At 71.1% G+C, this 18532-nt stretch carries 23 protein-coding genes; 17 read left to right on the top strand and 6 right to left on the bottom strand.

The window, feature by feature from the left end:
- The first annotated feature begins 121 nt into the window (after positions 1-121).
- From EV384_RS11120 to EV384_RS11100, 5 genes are all read left to right on the top strand, one after another.
- The gene (locus tag EV384_RS11120) at positions 122-1501 is read left to right on the top strand and encodes a hypothetical protein (RefSeq protein ID WP_130332645.1); all 1380 of its coding nucleotides are present in this window, start codon (positions 122-124) and stop codon (positions 1499-1501) included.
- Positions 1502-1597: 96 nt separating this feature from the next.
- The gene (locus tag EV384_RS11115; RefSeq protein ID WP_130332643.1) at positions 1598-2290 is read left to right on the top strand and encodes a response regulator transcription factor; all 693 of its coding nucleotides are present in this window, start codon (positions 1598-1600) and stop codon (positions 2288-2290) included.
- A complete protein-coding gene (locus tag EV384_RS11110) occupies positions 2283-3311 on the top strand; it encodes a sensor histidine kinase (RefSeq protein WP_130332641.1) in 1029 nt (342 codons plus the stop codon). The genes EV384_RS11115 and EV384_RS11110 overlap by 8 nt, the downstream gene beginning before the upstream one ends.
- 64 nt (positions 3312-3375) lie before the next feature.
- Positions 3376-3561 (top strand): DNA repair protein, encoded by a 186-nt coding sequence (locus EV384_RS11105; RefSeq protein WP_130332639.1) that lies wholly within the window; start codon positions 3376-3378, stop codon positions 3559-3561.
- Positions 3562-3678: 117 nt separating this feature from the next.
- Entirely contained in the window at positions 3679-4197 is a 519-nt protein-coding gene (locus EV384_RS11100) for a hypothetical protein (RefSeq protein ID WP_130332637.1), read from the top strand.
- A 47-nt stretch (positions 4198-4244) separates the two neighbouring features.
- On the opposite strand, the gene EV384_RS11095 is transcribed toward EV384_RS11100, so the two are convergent.
- A complete protein-coding gene (locus EV384_RS11095) occupies positions 4245-4979 on the bottom strand; it encodes a Clp protease N-terminal domain-containing protein (protein ID WP_130332635.1) in 735 nt (244 codons plus the stop codon).
- Between the two features lie 82 nt (positions 4980-5061).
- A complete protein-coding gene (locus EV384_RS11090; protein ID WP_130332633.1) occupies positions 5062-5985 on the bottom strand; it encodes a LysR family transcriptional regulator in 924 nt (307 codons plus the stop codon).
- Between the two features lie 71 nt (positions 5986-6056).
- Here EV384_RS11090 and EV384_RS11085 point away from each other — a divergent pair, with 71 nt between their 5' ends.
- Together EV384_RS11085 and EV384_RS11080 are read left to right on the top strand one after the other, a co-directional pair.
- Positions 6057-7028, top strand: coding sequence for a Rossmann-fold NAD(P)-binding domain-containing protein (locus tag EV384_RS11085; protein ID WP_130332631.1), 972 nt, complete (start codon positions 6057-6059; stop codon positions 7026-7028).
- Entirely contained in the window at positions 7006-7893 is an 888-nt protein-coding gene (locus EV384_RS11080; protein ID WP_130332629.1) for an aldo/keto reductase, read from the top strand. The genes EV384_RS11085 and EV384_RS11080 overlap by 23 nt, the downstream gene beginning before the upstream one ends.
- Before the next feature lie 192 nt (positions 7894-8085).
- Here the strand turns inward: EV384_RS11080 and EV384_RS11075 are convergent, their stop codons facing one another.
- Positions 8086-8433, bottom strand: a complete 348-nt coding sequence (locus EV384_RS11075; protein ID WP_130332627.1) for a hypothetical protein — start codon at positions 8431-8433, stop codon at positions 8086-8088.
- Positions 8430-8597: a multiple cyclophane-containing RiPP AmcA gene (amcA, locus tag EV384_RS37045; protein ID WP_341273626.1), complete on the bottom strand. Its 168-nt coding sequence runs from the start codon at positions 8595-8597 to the stop codon at positions 8430-8432. The genes EV384_RS11075 and amcA overlap by 4 nt, the downstream gene beginning before the upstream one ends.
- Before the next feature lie 418 nt (positions 8598-9015).
- Here amcA and EV384_RS11070 point away from each other — a divergent pair, with 418 nt between their 5' ends.
- The 3 genes from EV384_RS11070 (at position 9016) to EV384_RS11060 (ending at position 11954) form a co-directional block, all read left to right on the top strand.
- Positions 9016-10362 (top strand): hypothetical protein, encoded by a 1347-nt coding sequence (locus EV384_RS11070; RefSeq protein ID WP_130332625.1) that lies wholly within the window; start codon positions 9016-9018, stop codon positions 10360-10362.
- Positions 10359-10934 carry a flavoprotein gene (locus EV384_RS11065; protein ID WP_130332623.1) on the top strand — a complete coding sequence of 192 codons (576 nt, stop codon included), beginning with the start codon at positions 10359-10361 and terminating at the stop codon, positions 10932-10934. Before EV384_RS11070 ends, EV384_RS11065 begins: the two co-directional genes overlap by 4 nt.
- A 615-nt stretch (positions 10935-11549) precedes the next feature.
- The gene (locus EV384_RS11060; protein ID WP_130332621.1) at positions 11550-11954 is read left to right on the top strand and encodes a hypothetical protein; all 405 of its coding nucleotides are present in this window, start codon (positions 11550-11552) and stop codon (positions 11952-11954) included.
- A 134-nt stretch (positions 11955-12088) separates the two neighbouring features.
- Here the strand turns inward: EV384_RS11060 and EV384_RS34765 are convergent, their stop codons facing one another.
- A complete protein-coding gene (locus EV384_RS34765; RefSeq protein WP_165439917.1) occupies positions 12089-12265 on the bottom strand; it encodes a hypothetical protein in 177 nt (58 codons plus the stop codon).
- A 223-nt stretch (positions 12266-12488) separates the two neighbouring features.
- Between EV384_RS34765 and EV384_RS11055 the strand changes: the two genes are divergently transcribed.
- The 7 genes from EV384_RS11055 (at position 12489) to EV384_RS11025 (ending at position 16912) form a co-directional block, all read left to right on the top strand.
- Entirely contained in the window at positions 12489-12893 is a 405-nt protein-coding gene (locus EV384_RS11055; protein ID WP_130332619.1) for a hypothetical protein, read from the top strand.
- A gap of 94 nt (positions 12894-12987) precedes the next feature.
- Positions 12988-13284 carry a hypothetical protein gene (locus EV384_RS11050; RefSeq protein WP_130332617.1) on the top strand — a complete coding sequence of 99 codons (297 nt, stop codon included), beginning with the start codon at positions 12988-12990 and terminating at the stop codon, positions 13282-13284.
- A gap of 189 nt (positions 13285-13473) precedes the next feature.
- Positions 13474-13983, top strand: coding sequence for a DUF1877 domain-containing protein (locus tag EV384_RS11045; RefSeq protein WP_130332615.1), 510 nt, complete (start codon positions 13474-13476; stop codon positions 13981-13983).
- The gene (locus EV384_RS11040) at positions 13974-14621 is read left to right on the top strand and encodes a DinB family protein (RefSeq protein WP_242624014.1); all 648 of its coding nucleotides are present in this window, start codon (positions 13974-13976) and stop codon (positions 14619-14621) included. Before EV384_RS11045 ends, EV384_RS11040 begins: the two co-directional genes overlap by 10 nt.
- Before the next feature lie 314 nt (positions 14622-14935).
- The gene (locus tag EV384_RS11035; RefSeq protein ID WP_130332613.1) at positions 14936-15556 is read left to right on the top strand and encodes a YdeI/OmpD-associated family protein; all 621 of its coding nucleotides are present in this window, start codon (positions 14936-14938) and stop codon (positions 15554-15556) included.
- A 279-nt stretch (positions 15557-15835) separates the two neighbouring features.
- Positions 15836-16222, top strand: a complete 387-nt coding sequence (locus EV384_RS11030) for a hypothetical protein (RefSeq protein ID WP_130332611.1) — start codon at positions 15836-15838, stop codon at positions 16220-16222.
- A gap of 231 nt (positions 16223-16453) precedes the next feature.
- The gene (locus EV384_RS11025; RefSeq protein ID WP_130332609.1) at positions 16454-16912 is read left to right on the top strand and encodes a DUF4156 domain-containing protein; all 459 of its coding nucleotides are present in this window, start codon (positions 16454-16456) and stop codon (positions 16910-16912) included.
- A 152-nt stretch (positions 16913-17064) separates the two neighbouring features.
- On the opposite strand, the gene EV384_RS11020 is transcribed toward EV384_RS11025, so the two are convergent.
- Entirely contained in the window at positions 17065-18327 is a 1263-nt protein-coding gene (locus tag EV384_RS11020; RefSeq protein ID WP_242624013.1) for an MFS transporter, read from the bottom strand.
- Between the last annotated feature and the right edge of the window lie 205 nt (positions 18328-18532).

Raw genomic sequence — 18532 nt, 5'->3', positions numbered from 1 at the left:
TGGTCCGGGCCCTCGTCGCGGTTACGGAACCCTTACGCCGCAACGGTTCCTTACGAGTCGCTGACGTACCCGTCGGAGCGCTTCCGGCCGGCCGCCGGCGGCCGTAGCCTCGGCGGTCACCATGACCCGCCACCCGACCGCCGGCCGCCGCCGCGACCTGACCGTCCTCGCCGTCGAGGCGGCGCTGCTGGCCGCGGCGGTGGCGGTCGGCGCCGTGCTCAACCACCGCGACGCCGGGCTGCACGCCGACGCCGCGCCGCTCTACGCCACCTGGCGACCGCACGCCGGCTGGGGCACCCTCCCGGCGGTGCTGCTCGCCGCCGGCGTGGTGGCGCGCGGACCCCACCTCGCCCGGCGGCTCTCCTGGCCCCGGCTGCTGGCCGCCGGCTGGCTCGCCACGGTCGCCTGGACCCTGTCGCTGGCCCTGGTGGACGGTTGGCGGGCGGGGCTCACCGAGCGGCTCACCGTGCAGGCCGAGTACCTGCACGAGGTGCCCCGGGTGCGGGACGTGCCCGCCATGCTGGCCGGCTTCACCGAGCGGATCCTCGACTTCCGGCCGGACTCCTGGTCCACCCACACCGCCGGGCACCCGCCGGGCGCGCTGCTGGTCTTCGTCGGGCTGGACCGGATCGGCCTCGGCGGCGGTGCCGCGGCGGCCCTGGCCTGCGTCCTGGTCGGGGCGACGGTCAGCGTCTCGGTGCCGGTGACGCTGCGGGCGCTCGGTGCCGAGCCGGCCGCCCGCGCCGTGCTGCCGTTCCTGGTGCTGCTGCCCGGCGCGGTCTGGGTGGGCGCCTCCGCCGACGGGATCTTCGCCGCCGTGCTGGCCGCCGGGCTCGCCCTGCTGGCCCGTCCGGGACGCTGGGCGCCCGGGGTGGGTGGGCTGCTGCTCGGCGTCGCCCTGCACCTGTCGTACGGGCTGGTGCTGGCCGGGCTGCTGGCGCTGACCGTGCTGGCGCTGCGGGCCGCCGACCGGGTCCGCGCGCTGCTCACCGCCGGGCTGGGCGTGGCCGTGGTGACCGCCGGGTTCGTCGGCTACGGCTTCTGGTGGCTGGACGGGTACCACCTGGTCGTGCGGCGCTACTACCAGGGCTGGGCGGCGGATCGCCCGTACGCCTACTGGGTCTGGGCGAACCTGGCCGCGCTGCTGCTCAGCGCCGGCCCGGTGGCCGGCCCGGCCCTGGCCCGCACCCTCCGCCCGGCGCTGGCCGGCGCCCGCGCCCGGCTCGCCGCGCTGACCCGCGGCCCCGCCCGGACCGCCGCGCTGAGCCCGGCCGGCACGGCGGGGCCGGCCGTCTGGCTGCCGCTGGCCGCCGCGCTGACCGTGGCCGCCGCCGACCTCTCCGGGCTCTCCAAGGCCGAGGGGGAGCGGATCTGGTTGCCCTTCGCGGTCTGGCTGCTGGTCGCCGTCGCCCGACTCCCGGCCGGCGACCGGCGCTGGTGGCTGGCCGGGCAGGCGGTCACCGCGCTGGCGGTCAACCACCTGCTCTGGACCGTGTCCTGACCGGGTGCGGGAGCCTCGGGCGGCCCGTAAGAAACTCGCAATGGTTCGGCCGACCCGCCCGTCGATACGCTGGGCGACACCAGGGGGAGGTACGCGGTGGCGCAGCGGGTGCTGGTGGTCGACGACGACCGGACGGTCAGCGACGTGGTCTGCCGGTACCTGGAGCACGCCGGCTACCAGGTCGACCACGTCGGCGACGGGGCCGCCGCGCTGGCCGCCGTGGCGCGGCACCCACCGCACCTGGTGGTGCTCGACCTGATGCTGCCGGTGCTGGACGGGTTGGAGGTCTGCCGCCGGCTGCGGGAGCGGCCGGACGGCGTACCCATCGTCATGCTGACCGCGCGCGGCGACGAGGCCGACCGGATCCTCGGCCTCCAGCTGGGCGCGGACGACTACCTGAGCAAGCCCTTCTCCCCGCGGGAGCTGGTGCTGCGGGTGCGCTCGGTGCTGCGCCGGGCCGGCGGCGAGCCGGTCGCGCCACCGGAGGTGCTGAGCGACGACGGCCTGGAGGTGCAGACGGGCCCCCGGGTGGCCCGGCTGCACGGCCGGGAGCTGACCCTCACCCTGCGCGAGTTCGACCTGCTGGCCCACCTGATGCGGCATCCGGCGCGGGTGTTCCGCCGGGCGGAGCTGCTGGACCGGGTCTGGGGCTGGAGCTTCGGCGACCAGTCCACCGTCACCGTCCACGTCCGCCGGCTGCGGGAGAAGATCGAGGCCGACCCGGCCCACCCCCGCCGGATCGTCACCGTCTGGGGCGTCGGCTACCGGTACGAGCCGGCCGATGCGTGACCTGGCGCTGATCTTCGGGGCGGCGCTCGCCGCGGCGCTCTGCGTCGGGCTGCTCGGGGCGGTCGCCCTGCGGCTGCTGCGTGGCCGCTCGATCCTGGTGCACGTCGTCGTGCTGCTCGCCATGACCGTCTCCGCGGTGGTGGCCGGGGTGGCGGTGGTCGCCGAGGCGATGTTCCTCTCCCCGCACGACCTGGAGGTGGTGCTGATCACCGTCTCCGCCGCCGCCGTGGTGAGCCTCGCGGTCGGCTGGCTCTTCGGCCGCCGGCTGGCCGCCGCCGCGGTCTGGGCGGGCCAGGCGCGGGAGCGGGAGCGGCGGATCGAGAAGGGCCGCCGGGACCTGGTCGCGTGGGTCTCGCACGACCTGCGGACGCCGCTCGCCGGGCTGCGCGCCATGGCGGAGGCGCTGGAGGACCGGGTGGTCCGCGACCCGGAGACCGTCGACGAGTACCACCACCGGATCCGGGTGGAGACCGACCGGATGACCCGGCTGGTCGACGACCTGTTCGAGCTGTCCCGGATCAACGCGGGCGCGCTGCGGCTGTCGCTGTCCGCAGTGCCGCTGGGCGACGTGGTCTCCGACGCCCTCGCGAGCACCGCCCCGCTGGCCGCGGCCCGGCGGATCCGGCTGGTCGCCGCCGAGTCGGGCTGGCCGACGGTGACCGCCAGCGAGCCGGAGCTGGCCCGGGTGGTCGGCAACCTGCTGCTGAACGCGGTCCGTTACACGCCGGAGGACGGCACGGTCCGGGTGGACGCCGGCCGGGACGCGGAGACCGCCTGGCTGGCGGTGGCGGACACCTGCGGCGGCATCCCCGAGTCCGACCTGCCCCGCCTCTTCGACGTGGCGTTCCGGGGGGAGCCGGCGCGGACCCCGCGCCCCGGCAACGGCGGCGGGGAGGGCTCGGGCGGGCTGGGGCTGGCGATCGTGCGCGGGCTGATTGAGGCGCACGGCGGGCGGGTAGACGTACAGAACATCACCGATGGCTGCCGGTTCGTGGTCAGGTTGCCGGTCGCGGGAACCTGACGCATCGATCGAGCGTCATATCCATTTCCATACATGTACAACTTTCTCTGGGACGGTAATGGTCATGCCGAATCAGCCGAATGACCGGTACCAGCAGGACACCGAGCGGAGCTGGCGGGCGGCCGGGGTCGCCGGGCGGTTCCCGGCGCAACCGCCGTACCGGGAGGCCCGGAGCGGCGCCCCGCTCTCCTGGGCCGAGCTGAACGCACTACCACCGGCCGCCACCCGACGCGGCCTCAACGCCCACTGACCCGTACGCGGAGGAAAGCGGCGACACACCCGGACGCTCCAGCCGGGTCTTTCGCACACGTGTCGGGTAGCGTCTCCTGGTCCGAAAACTCGGCCTACGACAGGAGAAGCTCCGCGCATGGGCAAGAAGACGATCCACGTCTCCGACTTCAGTGGCACGGTTCTGCAGCGGGACGACGAGGTGGTCCGCGTCGTCGTGCTGGAGCACCCTGACCTGGTCGCCGGCCCCGTGCAACTGGATGCCACCCCGGTCGAGGTGGAGAGCATCGACGACGCTGCGCTGGACGTGGCGGTGGTGGAGATCCACGACCGGCACGGCGGCGGCGAGCCGCGCCGGGTGGTGCTGACCGCCAGCGAGTTCGACGCGATGGCCACCGACGTGCCGATGGCCCAGCTGCTGCGGACGGCCGAGCGGGTGAAGCCGCCGAAGGCCCGCAAGAGCGCGGAGAAGGTCGACTACGGCACCATCGAGCACGCCGGCAAGCCGCACCGCGGCCGGGTCACCGAGGAGGAGGCCCGGCTGGTACGGGAGCGGCTCGACGAGGTGAACAAGCGCCTCGCCGACGCCGGCATCCGCCAGGTCGACCCGGCCGACCCGGAGCACGCCGCCCGCTACGGCTTCCCCACCGCCGACTGAGCACGCCGCCCGCTCGGGTGCGCGCCGCACCTGAGTCGGGCGGGATGTCAGGACTGGGGCCGCCGCGCGACCTCGGCGAGGGCGCCGGTGACGGCCACCTCCATCTCCGACTTGTTCAGGCCGAGTCCCGTGAGGACGCCCTCCCCCGCCTCCTCCTCGAGCAGGGCGAGCAGGATGTGCTCGGTGCCGACGTAGTTGTGGCCGAGCCGCAGCGCCTCCCGGAAGGTCAGCTCGAGCACCTTCTTGGCGCGCGCGTCGTAGGGGATCAGCTCGGGGACCTGGTCGGCCGGCGCCGGGAAGGTCGCGGTGACGACCTCCCGCAGCCGCTCCAGCGGTACGCCTCGCGCCACGATCAGCCGGGCGGCGAGCCCGTCCGGCTCGGCGAGCAGCCCGAGGGCGACGTGTTCGGGGCGGATCTCCGGGCTGCCGGCGGCCCGCGCCTCGTTCTGGGAGGCGACCACCACGTTGCGGGCCCGGTCGGTGAAGCGGCCGAAGCCGGCGTTCGGGTCGAGGGCGGCGGCGGTCTCCGCCTTGGCGGCGGACCGCTTCTGGGCCGCCTGCTTGGTGACGCCCATGCTGCGCCCGATCTCGGTCCATGAGGCGCCGGAGCGGCGGGCCTGGTCGACGAAATGGCCGATCAGGTGGTCGGCGACGTCGCCGAGGTGGTCGGCGACCAGCACCGCGTCGCTGAGCTGGTCCAGCGCGTCGGTGTGCACCTTCTTGATGGCCTCGATCAGCTCGTCGAGGCGTACCGGGTTGCTGATCTGCACGGGATTCGTCATGCGTCAACCATAGGTTGACGGCCCGACTCCGTCAACCAGCGGTTGACGTTGCGGCTCGCGGCCCGCCGCGCCCCGCCGGACCTCAGCGGTGAACTGGCCCGGTCCGGTGCGGTGCCCCGGCGACGGCCCCCAGCTCCGTGACGAGCAGGTCCACCTCCGGGCGCGGCCGGCGACGGCGGGCGGTGACCACGCCGATGTGCCGAGTGGGCCGGGGCGGCTCGAGGGGGATGACGGCGAGCTCCGGCGCGGACGGGAGCAGCGCGATCTCCGGGATGAGCGACACGCCCACGCCCGCACCGACCAGCAGTTGGGCGAAGAAGTAGTCGCTCGTGCTGCCCGCGAACCGGGCCTCGAAGCCGGCGAGCGCGGCGAACCGCCGCAGGTACGCCTCCGTCCGGCGGCAACCCAGCACCCACCGCTCGTCGGCCAGGTCGAGCAGGTCGACCGACTCCTTGCCGGCCAACCGGTGGTTCCGCGGGGTCACCACGGACAGCGGGTCGGCGAGCAGCGGCGTCCACTCCAGGCCGGACCGGTCCCCGGTCCGTCCGGGTAGCGGACCGTCGAACTGGTACGCGACGGCGAGGTCCGCCGCCCCGTCGCGGACCGCCGGGAGGCTGCTCTCCGGTTCCATCTCCACCACGTTCACCTCGACATCGGGGTGTGCGGCGACGAAGCGGGTGAGCACGGCCGGCAGCAGGTGCCGGCCGCCGCTGCTGAAGGTGGCGATGGTCAGCCGGAGCGGCCCGGCCAGCCGGTCGATCTGCGCCTGGGCCTGGCGCAACTCGGCGGAGATCACCGCTGCCGCGTCGACCAGCAGCCGGCCCGCCTCGGTGAGCGTCACCCCGCGGGTGCTGCGGGCCACCACCGCGGTGCCGATGCTGCGCTCCAGCGCGGCGATCTGCTGCGAGACGGCGGACGGGGTGAGCCGCAGGGTCGCCGCCGCCCGGCTGAAGCTGCCGTGCAGCGCCACCGCCTCCAGGATCCGCAACCGGTGCGGGTCGATCATCAGATCTCCTAACAACGCGTTAATCAAATCGACAGTTCCGCTGGAAGCCACGGGCTGTCAAGGTCGATCGCATGCGAGAGGTGTTGGTCATCGGCGGTAGCCGGTACTTCGGCCGGCTGCTGGTCACCCTGCTCCAGGAGGCCGGCAGCCGGGTCACCGTCGTCAACCGTGGTTCCCCGCCCCCGGCCGGCGTCGCGCACCTGGTCGCCGACCGGGACGACGAGGCAGCGCTGCGGGCGGCGTGCGGCCCCCGTACCTTTGACGTGGTCATCGACCAGGTCTGCTACACCCCGACGCAGGCGGAGGTGGCGTGCCGCGTCTTCGCCGACCGCGTCGGGCGCTACATCATGACGTCCACCATGGAGGTGTACGACCCGGCCACCTCGCCGGGCGGCCTGCCGGCGGCCCCCGGCGTGCCGGTGGTGGAGGACGCGGTGCGGCCGGCGGACTGGCCCGTGCGACTGGACCTGCCCTGGCACGACCCCGAGCGGCTCGCCACGGTCTTCGACCCGGCCACCGGCTACGCGGAGGGGAAGCGGCAGGCGGAGGCGATGTTCACCCGATCGGCGCCGTTCCGGTATGCCAGCGTGCGCAGCGCGCACGTCCTCGGCGGCGGGGCCCGGGACTTCACCGGGCGGCTCGCCCACTACGTCGAGCGGGTGAGCGCCGGGCAACCGGTCGCTGTGCACCCTGATCCGCTGCCGACTTCGTTCATCCAGGAACGGGAGATCGCCGAGTTCCTCCGCTGGGCGGCCGCGGCGGACTTCGTCGGGCCGGTCAACGCGACGTCGCACGGCGAGCTGACGGCCATCGAGCTGTGCGACCTGGTAGCCACCCGGGTCGGCACGCCGCCCCGCTACCAGGTCGTCGCGGACGGCCCGGCGTCACCGTTCTCGTTCGACCGGTACTACGCGATGGACAACGGCCGGGCCGAGCGGCTCGGTTTCCGGTTCGGCGCCGTCCGGGACTGGCTCCCGACGGCCATCGACGACGCCCTGGCGGCGACACAGGAGGGCCGGCATGCGGTCACGCGCGATCGGTGACGTTCCGGTAAGCGCCATCGGCCTGGGCGCCATGCCGCTGTCCATCGAGGGCCGGCCGGCCGAGGACCGGGCCATCGCCACCATCCACGCCGCGCTCGACGCCGGCGTCACGCTGATCGACACCGCCGACTCCTATCACTGGTACGCCGGGGAGGCCGGCCACAACGAGGAACTGATCGCCAAAGCGCTCGCCGGGCATCCGGGGGCGGCCGAGGTGCTGGTGGCGACCAAGGGAGGGCGGGGCCGCCCGGGGGACGGCTCGTGGACCGTGACCGCCACCCCGGAGCACCTGCGACGGGCCTGCGACGCCTCACTGCGCCGGCTCGGGGTCGAGGCGATCGGCCTGTACCAGCTGCACAAGCCGGACCCGGAGATCTGGCCGGACTCGGTGGGCGCGGTGCGGGACCTGGTCGACGCCGGCAAGGTCCGGATGGCCGGCGTCTCGAACGTCACGGTCGACCAGCTCCGGCAGGCCCGGAAGATCCTCGGCGATCGGCTGGTCGCGGTACAGAACCGGTACTCGCCGGCAGTCCGGGACAGCGAGCCGGTGCTGCAGCTCTGCCACGACCTGGGGCTCGCCTTCCTGCCCTGGAGCCCGCTCGGCGGCATCTCACGCAGTTCCCTCGATGACCCGTCCGGACCAGCCTCAACCGGCACGGCGTTCCACGCGGTCGCCGCCGAGCACGGCGTGAGCCCGCAACGGGTCTGCCTGGCCTGGTTGCTCGCCCGGTCCCCGATGGTGGTGCCGATTCCCGGCGCCAGCCGGCCGGCAACGATCCGTGACTCGGCGGCGGCCGCCGACCTGCTCCTCGACCCGGCGGACCTGGCCCGGCTGGACGCGACGGAGCTCGCCATTTCGGCGTGACGGTGGTCGGGCAGCGACCCGCTGTCGATGCCCGGGTGCCCTTTGAGGTAGGCGGTCTCGCGGGCGGTGAACGTCGAGTGCTCGAAGTAGCGGTTGCCGGCTGGGCGCTCCACGGCAGAAGTCGTAGAAAGGCGCAGTGATCCGCGCATGTGTTGCGGGCGGTCACGAACTCGGCGATGAGACCAATGCCGTTCACGGTGACGGCTCCTCGGTCCGCGCGCCTTCGAAGGTGGTGACGCGGTAGGCGTGGGTGTGCCGGGCGGGCCAGCCGAGGAACCGGTCGAACATGTCCGCGGCACTGCCCGTCACGCTCGGGTTGAGCCGGTGCAGATCGTCGATCGCGTCGTGCAGGCAGCCGGCCAGATAGAGGAACAGGCTCACCGGCGCGTCCTGGTACTCGACTACCAGCGCGAGCTTCGCCGCACCGCAGGGCCACGGCTGCCCGCACCGGCGGCACAACCACAGCGGGCGCAACGGCAGATGCGCCACCGCAGCGGGCCCGATCCGGTGCGCCGACGGGCGGCGCTGCTGCCCGGTCACCGGCGATCACCCTCCCGGGCCTGCTGCTCGAACAGCCGCCGCCACACATGGGTGAGCAACGGCGGATCAGCAGGCCGCACCTGCCACTGCGAGGACGCATGCCCGGGCTCAGGCCGCCGCCGGGACTGGTCGGCCATCGCGTTACGCGAGACGTAAACCGTCATGCCGGCGCCCCCACCCGAGACGGCGGACGGTGGGCTCGCCGGGGGAAAGGCGAGCCCACCGCCGCATCACGGCGGCCGGGAGCAGCCCGCCGATCACCCACCGACGCAGCCCTCATGGCGGTACGCAGGCGGGGCGTCAAATGCACGCGTAAGGGAGCGGGCTGGGACGTCAGCGGCCGAAGCACCAGGGCGCACTCCTGTCTCCCGGCGATCCCGTCGTTCATCTCGAGCTCCCCGGCGTGAGGTTGCGATTGCGTGCCGGCCACCTACTCGCCGTGGGCGGCGCACCAGCACAATCAGGTTCGCCCGGTGAGCACGACGATGGGGATGACCTGTCGGTGCACTCACGGTGCACCTGCCAGCACGCCAATCGCCGTTACGATCGTCCGGCCGACTGTCCCCCTCGAGAGGACGTGCGATGGCCGCGGTGACGACCTGGACCGGCCGGGAAGCAAACGCTCTGCGCCAGGCCTTGCGGATGAGCGTTACCGGCTTCGCCGAACACCTGGGCGCGGCCCGGCGGACGGTGGCCAAGTGGAGCAGCCAGGGCGACAAGATCCATCTGCGTGCCGACATGCAGGCCGCCCTGGACACGGTGCTGACGCGGGCCACCCCGGACGTCCGCGAGCGCTTCGAAGCACTGGTGAAAGCAGGTACCAGCGGTGCACTTGCGGATCCCGCGACGCTGCCCGTCACCGACGCGCACATCCATACTGGCGAAGGCGGCATTGACGACATCGACTCGGACGGCGACGTGCGGCGCAGAGATCTCCTGACCGGCGTGACGATCAGCGGCATCACCCTGCCGACCGTCGCAACCCTGCTCGAAGCACTGGTCGCACCACGACCTCGCAACGCCGAGCCAGTTGCCCTACCCCTCCGACAGTTCGCACAAGATGTCGCCACCGCGAAGATCGACTACCAGGCATGCCGTTACGAGCAGGTTCTCGCCGGGCTCGTGGCCCTGTTGCCCGCCCTGGAACCAACTCGAGCGGACGCCGAAGGCGAGCAGCGAACGCGAGTCGATGCCCTGGCCAGCGACCTCTACCACGTCGTCGGCAGCGTGCTGCTCAAGGTCGGTGACAAGGGCATGGCCCTGGTCGCCGCCGAACGCAGCACCCGCGCCGCCTCGATCAGTCAGGACCCGGTGGCGATGGCCGCGAGCGCCCGGATCATGACCCACGCCCTCATGAGCAACGGCCACAGCACTCAGGCACGGCAGCTTGCCGAAGACGCGGCCGAGACCCTCCGACGCGGCACCCGACTTGCCTCGACCGACGCGGTGGCCGTCTACGGCGCCCTGCTGCTGCGCGGTGCTATCGCCGCCGCCCGCGACGAGAACCGAGACAGCGCACAAGCCATGCTCGACGAGGCCTCCCATGCCGCCGGACGACTCGGCTACGACGGCAACGACCGGTGGACCGGCTTCGGTGCCACCAACGTCCTGCTGCACCGCGTCAACATCGCGCTGACCCTGGGCGACGCCGGCACCGCCATCGCACTCGCCCGCCAGGTACCACTGGACAAGATCCGCCTCGCCGAACGCAAGGCCACCCTGTTCGTCGACATGGCCCGCGCCTACACGCAGTGGGGACGCTACGAGCACGGCCTGAACGCGCTACGCAGCGCGTACGACGTGGCACCAGAGGAGATCCGGTGCCGGCCAGCGGTTCAGCGCATCGTCAGCGACCTGGCAGTCCTTACCCGGGGGCACGTTCGCAGCGCTGCCCTCGACTTCGCCCAGCACGCCGGGATCCGCGTATGACTCGCGGCCACCTGCAGATCGTCGTCTGTGCTGCCGGGCCCGCCGCGGACGTGACACAACTGGTCACCACCGCGACACAGCATTCGTGGACAACGGCGGTCACCGCCACCCCCAGCGCCCTCGACTTCATCGACGCCGAAGCGATAGAGCGGCTAACCGGGCACCCGGTCCGGTCCGCCTACCGGTCGTCCCTCGGCACCCGCCGATCTCTCCCCGCCGCGGACGCGCTCATCATCGCCCCCGCCACCTACAACTCCGTCAACAAGATCGCCCTTGGCATCGCCGACAACTACGCGATGACGACGGTCGCCGAGCTGATCGGCCGGCAGGTGCCGACCGTGGTCGTCCCGTTCGTCAACGCCGCACTGGCCGCCCGCGCACCCTTCCAACGCGCCGTGGCGGGCCTCCGCGATGAGCGCGTCCGAGTCCTTCTCGGGACCGACGACGGATGGGAGCCACACCCACCGGGCAGCGGCAACAGTCGCCAGAAAGCCTTCCCGTGGACGACGGCGTTCAAAGCGGCGACCCGGCTGGCCGGCGAGGCGCCGGCCGGCAGCACTGACCGCAGCTGACTCCAAAGTGCATCACGGTTTCGGAGGCATGAGACGAGATCAAACCCCGAGGTCAGTCAGCCGCCGGGCGATGCCGTCCCCATTGGGCGAAGCGCCGGCGGGCCGGAGCACCCCCGGCGCGAGAACCGCTCGCCGCCGCCCGTCAGACCCGAGCACGTGTCCATGGTCACGGCACCACGTCCACCAACGGCCGGAACGGTCCCACCGCTCCCGAGCACCCACCGAGCAGCCGGCCATCGCCATGGACACGAAAAAGCTCTGGCCAGGTCGGCACGTGTTCTGAGCCATGCCGAGTGCCCTGCGGGGACGGACAGCGGTGGGCTGCACGTCCGGCGTAGCCGGCCGAGCGGCTGCGGTCGGCAGGTGGTCGACCCACCTCCGGCCGGGCGGTGCGCACCCACCACCTCGACCGCGTCGCTCCCGACAATGAGAGATCGGCCCGCACAGTGGTGCCAGGAAAGTTGCACTCATGATCAAGTTACCGGATCTGCCGAGTTGAGGATGCCGTTCGGACGATCTTCAGTGCGATCATCTCCTACGGAGAATGGCGCGAGTACGACGCGTGCCGTAAACAGCACGGGCGAGCGGACGGATCCGTGGCCGAGCGGAGCGCAGATGATCACGGGATACGACACGGTTCTCATCACCGGTGCGCCGGTCGAAACCGGCATCCGAGCGATGCTGGACGGTCTGCATGGCAGATGGCCGAACATGTTGGTCGCCTTGGGCGGGGAGCATGTCGGGCCGTTTCTCCCATGGGGGAGGACGCGTGCACAGGTGCCGGCCGGCGCAGGTGGGGTGTATGTCGCGCGCGATGCGGAGATGGAGCGGCGCTGGGACGATGTCGGGTACTCACTCATGGAGCACGCCGAGGGACCGTTCGCGGTGCTCTACGAGTCCTCCAGCCAGCCGGCGGTCGAGATCCAGCTCAATGAGAATCCCTACGAACGAAGGGGTTTTGGCTTCGAGCCGTACTCGGCGACGTTGGTCACCGCCGCTTGTCGCTGGTCACGATCGTGACGCCGGACGCGGACAGCCCCTTTAGCCGAGGGTTACTCGACGCGCTCAGACAGGCGCTGATCAGTCAGGCACACGGCTGATCTTTCCGCTGCGAGCTGCCGGCTCGACATCCTCATCTGCCGCGAGCGGGACACTCAGCGGTCCCAGTCCCAATCCTCCAGCCGGGCGTGAACTGGCACCAGGTTGATGCAGAGCTCTTCATAGCCGCCGGCTTGCCCCAAGGCCTCTAGAAGCCGCTGCGCTTCTTCTTCCGTCGTGAACGCTCCCGCTTGGAACCTCTCGCCCGGCTGGCGGCTGTCGAGGAACTCCACGAGCCATACCGAGATCGGCTCAACGTATCCCTCCGGTGGTCGATCACCCATACGCCGAGCATCTCAGGCTGGACGAGATGGCCGCACCCTCACAGCGGACGTCCGCACATGCCGCGATCCGCGCGCTACGCGGCGTTACGAAGTGCTGACTCGGCCGGCATACGCACATGTCGAGATGAGTGCGTTGTCCGTCGCTCCGATCGTGTAGGGCGCCCGAGAACTCGTGACCATCACCACCCGCCGGCCGGTTACCATCCTGGCAATGGCGGAGTTCGTGCACATCACCGTGGCGCAGTCGGCTCGACGCATCGAGCGCTCGGGAATCGGCGCGCGTAGTCACGGGTGGGCCGGCGGACGGGGCGTGTACTGCATGCCGGTGCTGCCGTCGTTCACTCTCACCTACCAGTGGGTTCGTGAGCTGCGGCGCTGGCACTCGGGCGTGCTGGTAGGGGTGCATCTGCGGCTGCCCGACGACGAGCCGGTGACCGTCGGGCGCTACGGTGCCCCACCGCGCGAGGCCGCCGCTGCACGAGCGGTCGCGGCGGTGCGTGAGCTCGACGATCCCGCGCGGCTACGAGGTGTTCGTGCCCCGCGCGATCACGAGCGCCGAGGTACGACGGATCCGTAACGTTCCGCAGGGAGTCGGTTGGCGGTACTTGCCGGCAGCCCACGGCCGGCGGCCCTGCCCGTGTCCATCCTGTCTCCCGCGCGGGGGGTACAAGGTGGCCAAGTTGCGCCGCCGGTTCCCTTACGACGAGCCACCCAAGCCGAAGCTTGAGCTGATGATGCGGTTGCGGACGGCGAGCACCGCCGACGAGATCATCGACGTGCTCTGCGAGCTGGGCCAAGGCCGGCGCGGCGGCGCCGAGGAGTTGGCATACCTGGCCGATCATCCCGATCCGGACGTACGCGACACCCTGGAAAGCGTCCTGCGGGTTTACCGCGGTCGCGAAGCGCGGCGGCTACGCGAGCGGTTACAGCTCAGCGATCCAACAGCGCCGGATGCGGACAACTGCTGATCGACACCATCGACTCGGCCGGCACCCGTCGTTGCCGACACTGCGGGCTCCTCGGCGTAGGTCGTACGGATCTGCCGCCGACCCGGTCTCGCCGTGCGTCACGAAGGGCCGGGCAGCGGGCGCGTGATCCTGCCGAGGTGAGTGCGTTCAGTAGGCGGTGGCAATCGACGGTCTGAGAAACTCTCGGGCGTGGCGGTAACGCAGCAATTGGCACGACTCTCGCCCGAGCAGCTTGCCGTGTGCCGCGGCTCGGTGGAGGAGTTGGACAAGCTCTGTTCGTTTGAGCTGCTGCCCTCATCGGACTACCTGGACCTCGATTGGGTGCCGGCACCGCTCGTCGGCGTCTTCGAACTAGCGCAGGTCAGTACGCCGATCCTCGTAGCGCTGCGGCGCGGGCTCGGCGGCGACGTGGAGATCAATCCTGCCTACCGCGGCCGCCAAAACACGGTGTGGGAGCACCCCGTGGCGGCGCTTGAACCGGACATCGTCGCTGAGGTTGCCAGGCTGCTTGGGCAGGTTGAGACGGAGGCGGTGCTGGCCGTCCTTCCTGAAGATGCAACGGCGGCGCTGCTGACCATCGACATGCGCGAGTTCGATGGGCACCCGGGGCCGTACCTGCACCGGCATTTCGCCGCGCTGCGCGACTTCTACGCACATGCGGCGCGGCGGCGGCTTGCCGTTGCCATCTGGTGGGACTGAGTCGCACCGAATCGGTCGCGCATACTCAACTGCCGCCGATCGGGCGTCAGGGGCCGCACCTGCGAGACCGACAAGTCAGCCGACCGCTCGTGCCGATGTCCGCTAGTTGCTCCTGGGCGACGGTCTGGAATGCTTCGCCCACGCCTTCCTACCCGCCTACCTTCGCCGACCAGGTCGTCGCACAGCCAGCCCGTGCCCAGTTCGAGGCGTTCCTCGACGAGCACCGCGGCGCGCTCAATGGCTGCTTGGACGGGCTGACAGAGGAACAGGTGCGCCGATCGTTGGTGGCCTCCCGGACCACGCTGCTGGGTCTTGTGAAGCACGCGACTTTCGTCGAGAAGGTCTGGTTTGACGAAGCCGTCACGTGCCGGTCGCGCGCTGAGATCGGCATCCCTGCGACGTCAGACGAGTCGTTCATCCTCGATGACGACGACACGATCGCCACCGTCCAGCACGCACACCGCGAAGCCTGCGAAGCATCACGCCATGCGACGTCATCCCTGGGTCTGGACGACATCCTTCACGGGCACCGGCGGGGCCCGCTTCCGCTGCGGTGGGTGTATCTCCACGTGCTGCGCGAGCTCGCCCAGCACTGTGGGCACGCAGACATTCTTCGAGAGCAGCTCATCAACGAGTAGTGCGCGGACGTCCGCTCACAGCCGCAGACCGAGCGGTTGAGGTGCACGGCTGGATCGCCGGGCGTGGCCGGCTCGTACGGCGTCTGGCCGCCACCGTGGATGGCGCTGGCGATTGTCAGAGGCCCGTGGTCGTGGACGACGCTCGCCGCAACCGGCCCGTGCACGAGGAGTCCGACATGCCGGCCCGACGTCGAGACCGTCCTGAGCGTCGAGGTCCTGCCCCGACGCCGAGCGACCGGCGCGCCGGCAGCCCGGCGAGTCGGTCTGGCCCACAGGCAGAGGCTGCGACAACGGCGCAGCGATAGCCTGCCGTCATGGGCAGCGCCGAACTGGATGAGTTGATCGTTGCGGACGCCGAGGCGCTGCGCGCGTGGTTGTCGGCCAACCACGCCACGTCGCCCGGTGTCTGGCTCGCCCTGGCCAAGAAGGGCGGCACAGTCACGACGCTGACGTGGCAGCAGGCGGTCGACGAGGCCCTGTGTTTCGGCTGGATCGACGGGCAGGCCCGGAAACGGGATCAGGAAACCTCCTGGATCCGGTTCACCCCTCGCAGGCCCCGCAGTTCCTGGTCACAACGCAACGTCGCCCACGTGGCCCGGCTGGAGGCGCAGGGGCGAATGCTGCCCCCAGGCCGCGTCGCGGTAGAAGCCGCGAAGGCGGACGGGCGGTGGGCGGCCGCCTACGCCCCGCCGTCGGAAGCCGAGGTGCCGGCCGACCTACTCGCCGCCATCGCTGCCGACCCCGCCGCCCAGGCCATGTTCGACGTACTCACCAAAACCAACCGGTTCGCTCTCATCCACCGCGTCAATGCCGTCAAACGGGCGCAGACCCGCGAGCGGAAGATCGGCGAGTTCGTTGCCATGCTGGCCCGTCACGAGACGATTTACCCGCAAAAGGCCAAGCCTCCGAACTCGCCGCAATCGGCATCTTCATGATCATGTGCACTCATCTGCCGCGGATAGGGCGCGTCGGTCTCAGCACACCCATCACCGTCCGTGGCCAGCCAGGCTGGCGCTAGGCGTCCTGTCGTGCCGAGATGAGGACGTCTGCCGACGCCGGCCCCGTCCCTTCGGTGTGCTCACGCTGTACCCTCCGGCTTGTGAAGCGCGGGGCGCCCCATGCCGACCGGGGCAGATACGTTCGAACCATCGCGACCCCCAACGGCCCTATCGTTCTTGCACCGTTCGTTGGCGGAACATGGCATGGACGTGGCAGTGAGTACCACAGACGTCGCAGGATCGCGATTGCCGCCGTTCTGGTCGTCACGCTTGCTGGCCGTGGCCTTGTCCGCGTTGTTCGTTGTCGGTCTTGCTCGCCCAGACACGTTGCCTGCCCGCCTGTTCGCCTCGGCGTACGGGCTGACCGCCCTAGCCGGTCTGGCGCTAGGCCGCAAGTGGATCGCGCAAGCGCCGATCCGGCCGCGGTGGGCCGACGACGGCCTGACTGCTTCACTCGGGATCACGATTTTCCTGCTGATCCCGGTCCTTGCCGGTTTTGGCATTGCTCTGCTGCCCGGACTGTTTGCCGCTGACTTTCCTGGCGAACGACGGGCGCGCGAACTCACCACCATGCTTCGGAACACGACGACCAGCAACCGCTAAGCTTGCTTGAGGGCTCCCGCGCCCTTCACCAGGCAGCATCGACGGCGAGCCGCAGCGGCAGCCACGCACGCACATGCCGCTGATCGCGCGGTTGTGCCGATGAGGGTGCGCTCGTTTTGTCGGAAGAGTCGCGCCGGTTGATCCTCGTCATGATCCTCCGCCTCGATAGGGTGACCGCTCATGGAGAGATGGGGAGCTGACCTCTACGGAAACCCTTGCCATGGTTGTGGCTTGAGCTGGGAGCTGACCCCAGCAGAAGCCGTCACTTTGGTCCGGGCGATGCCCGATGCGTACGCGAAGCGGCTAGCTGATGCGACTGGTCAGGAGAGACACCCGGACCTGACCTGGACGACCGCGGCGTACGTCAGCCACGTAACAGACAACCTCCGGACCTGGGCCGAACGCCTCGCTGGCGGCTACCTGGCCGGAGTCTCCGAGGTGCCGGGCTACGATCCCGACCTTCTGTCCCAGGCACGCCACTACAACAAGATCTCTCTGGCCGGCGCGTTGTGGTCGTTGCGCTGGGCCGTCGATGGCTGGGCGGAGTCCGTGGAAACTGCCCTTGCCTCTTGCGTGGTGCTGCAACACGCCACTCGGGGCGCACAGCGAGCGGAGGACGTGGCACGGAACAACGCCCACGACGCACACCACCACCTGTGGGATATCGACCGCATCCTCAGCGCCGAGTAAACCCGGCAACGTCCTCATTTAGCCGCGATCCGCGCGCTACGCAGCGTCACGCCGAGCTGGCCCGGTTGCCGTCCGGACGTGCCGAGAAGCGGACGCGTGGACTGCGCACGAGGGGCGTCATGGCGGGGTTCGACTCCGGAGCGCTACGAGCGCTACGTGCGAATGTCGCGCGGTTGAGGGAGGTTTCGCTGCGGCCCGTTACAGTTGTCCGTCACGGCGAAGCGGATTACGAGCGGACCCCGACGTCCCAGCGCCCACACGGTGAGCGCGAAGCAGCAAAGCGCCGCTCCCGCGATCGTGACCGCTGTCCAGCCGCCCGCGGACCAGAGCGTGGTCGCGGCGGCAGAGCCGATCGCACCGCCGATGAAGTTGCCGGTGCCCAGCGCCGTGTTGAGCCGGCTGCGGGCCTCGTGGGAGACGGCGAACAGCCGCGCCCGGTTGAGGAGGGCCTGCCCCTGGAGCGCGACATCGATCATGATGATCGCGGGGACGAGGAGCACGACGGACCGGCCGGCGAACGCCGCTACGACGAAGGAGCTGAGGGCCAATACCCATGCCACGCCGGTGGCCGGAAGCGACCAACCTCGGTCGTGCAGACGACCGGCGTGCTGGACGGCGAGGGCACCGGCGAGGCCGGCCAACCCGAACAGCCCGATCACCGGTGCCGGGTACCGGAACGGCGGGCCGCTGAGCAGGAACGTCAGCGCCGTCCAGAGCAACGAGAACGCGGCGAACCCGGTGGCGGCCAGGACCAGCGTCCATCGGGCCGCCCGCTCGCGCATGACCACCGCGCCGACCGAGGCGATGAGCGCCGGGTACGGCATGCGCGTCCGCGGTGCCAGCGGTGGAATCGCGCGATAGAGCAGGACCGCGAGCAGGACGGCGACGACCGCGGCGAGGGCGAAGATCGCACGCCACCCGGCGGCAACGGCGACGAACCCGCTGATCGTGCGGGAGGCCAGGATACCGGTGAGGGTCCCGGACCCGACGGCGCCGACAACCCGGCCGCGGTGGGCGTCGCCGGCAAGGTCCCCGGCGAGCGGTGTGAGGACCTGCCCGGAAATCGTCGTCACGCCGAGCACGCCCAGTGCGAGGAGGAGTACGCCGATCGACGGCGCCAGCGCGCACAGCAGCAGTGCGGCGGCCGAGGTCAGCAGCATCACCGGGACGAACCGGCGGCGGTCCAGGACGTCGCCGAGCGGCACGAGCAGCAGCACGCCGACGGCGTACCCGACCTGTGACGCGGTGACGAGCCAGCCGGCCGTCGCGGTCGCGGCGCGCAGGTCGCCTGCGATGAAGCTGAGCAGCGGCTGCGCCCAGTACAGGTTGCCGATGGCCACTCCCGCCGCCACCGCGAACAGGAACGTCAGCCGGCGGCTCATCTCCGACGGCGGTGCCATGCGGGGTGCTGCCACCCTGCCACGCTAAGGCGCGGGATCAAGGCGCGGGGCCCAGCGAGGGCCTGAGCGTGGCAAGGCCGCACCCGCCGAGATGTCCAAATCTCGGCCGGCACCCTTCAGGCGTGCCCGGACAGGTCAACACGGCAGGCAACGACATTCCCACCGGGATCGCAGTAGGGCACCAGACGCTGTCATGGCGATCGCGCGGGTATGGCTCGTC

The organism is Micromonospora kangleipakensis (assembly GCF_004217615.1).
Lineage (GTDB): Bacteria > Actinomycetota > Actinomycetes > Mycobacteriales > Micromonosporaceae > Micromonospora > Micromonospora kangleipakensis.
The sequence above is the reverse complement of the archived record's forward strand: the minus strand, read 5'-3'. Positions and strand labels throughout refer to the sequence as shown.

What these genes read in the sequence shown, in the direction of transcription:
- EV384_RS11035 (WP_130332613.1), top strand. Translation starts at nt 14,936, where the DNA reads ATGGGCAGCGCCGAACTGGATGAGTTGATCGTTGCGGACGCCGAGGCG.
- amcA (WP_341273626.1), bottom strand. Translation starts at nt 8,597, where the DNA reads ATGACGGTTTACGTCTCGCGTAACGCGATGGCCGACCAGTCCCGGCGG.
- EV384_RS11095 (WP_130332635.1), bottom strand. Translation starts at nt 4,979, where the DNA reads ATGACGAATCCCGTGCAGATCAGCAACCCGGTACGCCTCGACGAGCTG.
- EV384_RS11060 (WP_130332621.1), top strand. Translation starts at nt 11,550, where the DNA reads ATGATCACGGGATACGACACGGTTCTCATCACCGGTGCGCCGGTCGAA.
- EV384_RS11105 (WP_130332639.1), top strand. Translation starts at nt 3,376, where the DNA reads ATGCCGAATCAGCCGAATGACCGGTACCAGCAGGACACCGAGCGGAGC.
- EV384_RS11110 (WP_130332641.1), top strand. Translation starts at nt 2,283, where the DNA reads ATGCGTGACCTGGCGCTGATCTTCGGGGCGGCGCTCGCCGCGGCGCTC.
- EV384_RS11100 (WP_130332637.1), top strand. Translation starts at nt 3,679, where the DNA reads ATGGGCAAGAAGACGATCCACGTCTCCGACTTCAGTGGCACGGTTCTG.
- EV384_RS11065 (WP_130332623.1), top strand. Translation starts at nt 10,359, where the DNA reads ATGACTCGCGGCCACCTGCAGATCGTCGTCTGTGCTGCCGGGCCCGCC.
- EV384_RS11090 (WP_130332633.1), bottom strand. Translation starts at nt 5,985, where the DNA reads ATGATCGACCCGCACCGGTTGCGGATCCTGGAGGCGGTGGCGCTGCAC.
- EV384_RS11085 (WP_130332631.1), top strand. Translation starts at nt 6,057, where the DNA reads ATGCGAGAGGTGTTGGTCATCGGCGGTAGCCGGTACTTCGGCCGGCTG.
- EV384_RS11070 (WP_130332625.1), top strand. Translation starts at nt 9,016, where the DNA reads ATGGCCGCGGTGACGACCTGGACCGGCCGGGAAGCAAACGCTCTGCGC.
- EV384_RS11120 (WP_130332645.1), top strand. Translation starts at nt 122, where the DNA reads ATGACCCGCCACCCGACCGCCGGCCGCCGCCGCGACCTGACCGTCCTC.
- EV384_RS11080 (WP_130332629.1), top strand. Translation starts at nt 7,006, where the DNA reads ATGCGGTCACGCGCGATCGGTGACGTTCCGGTAAGCGCCATCGGCCTG.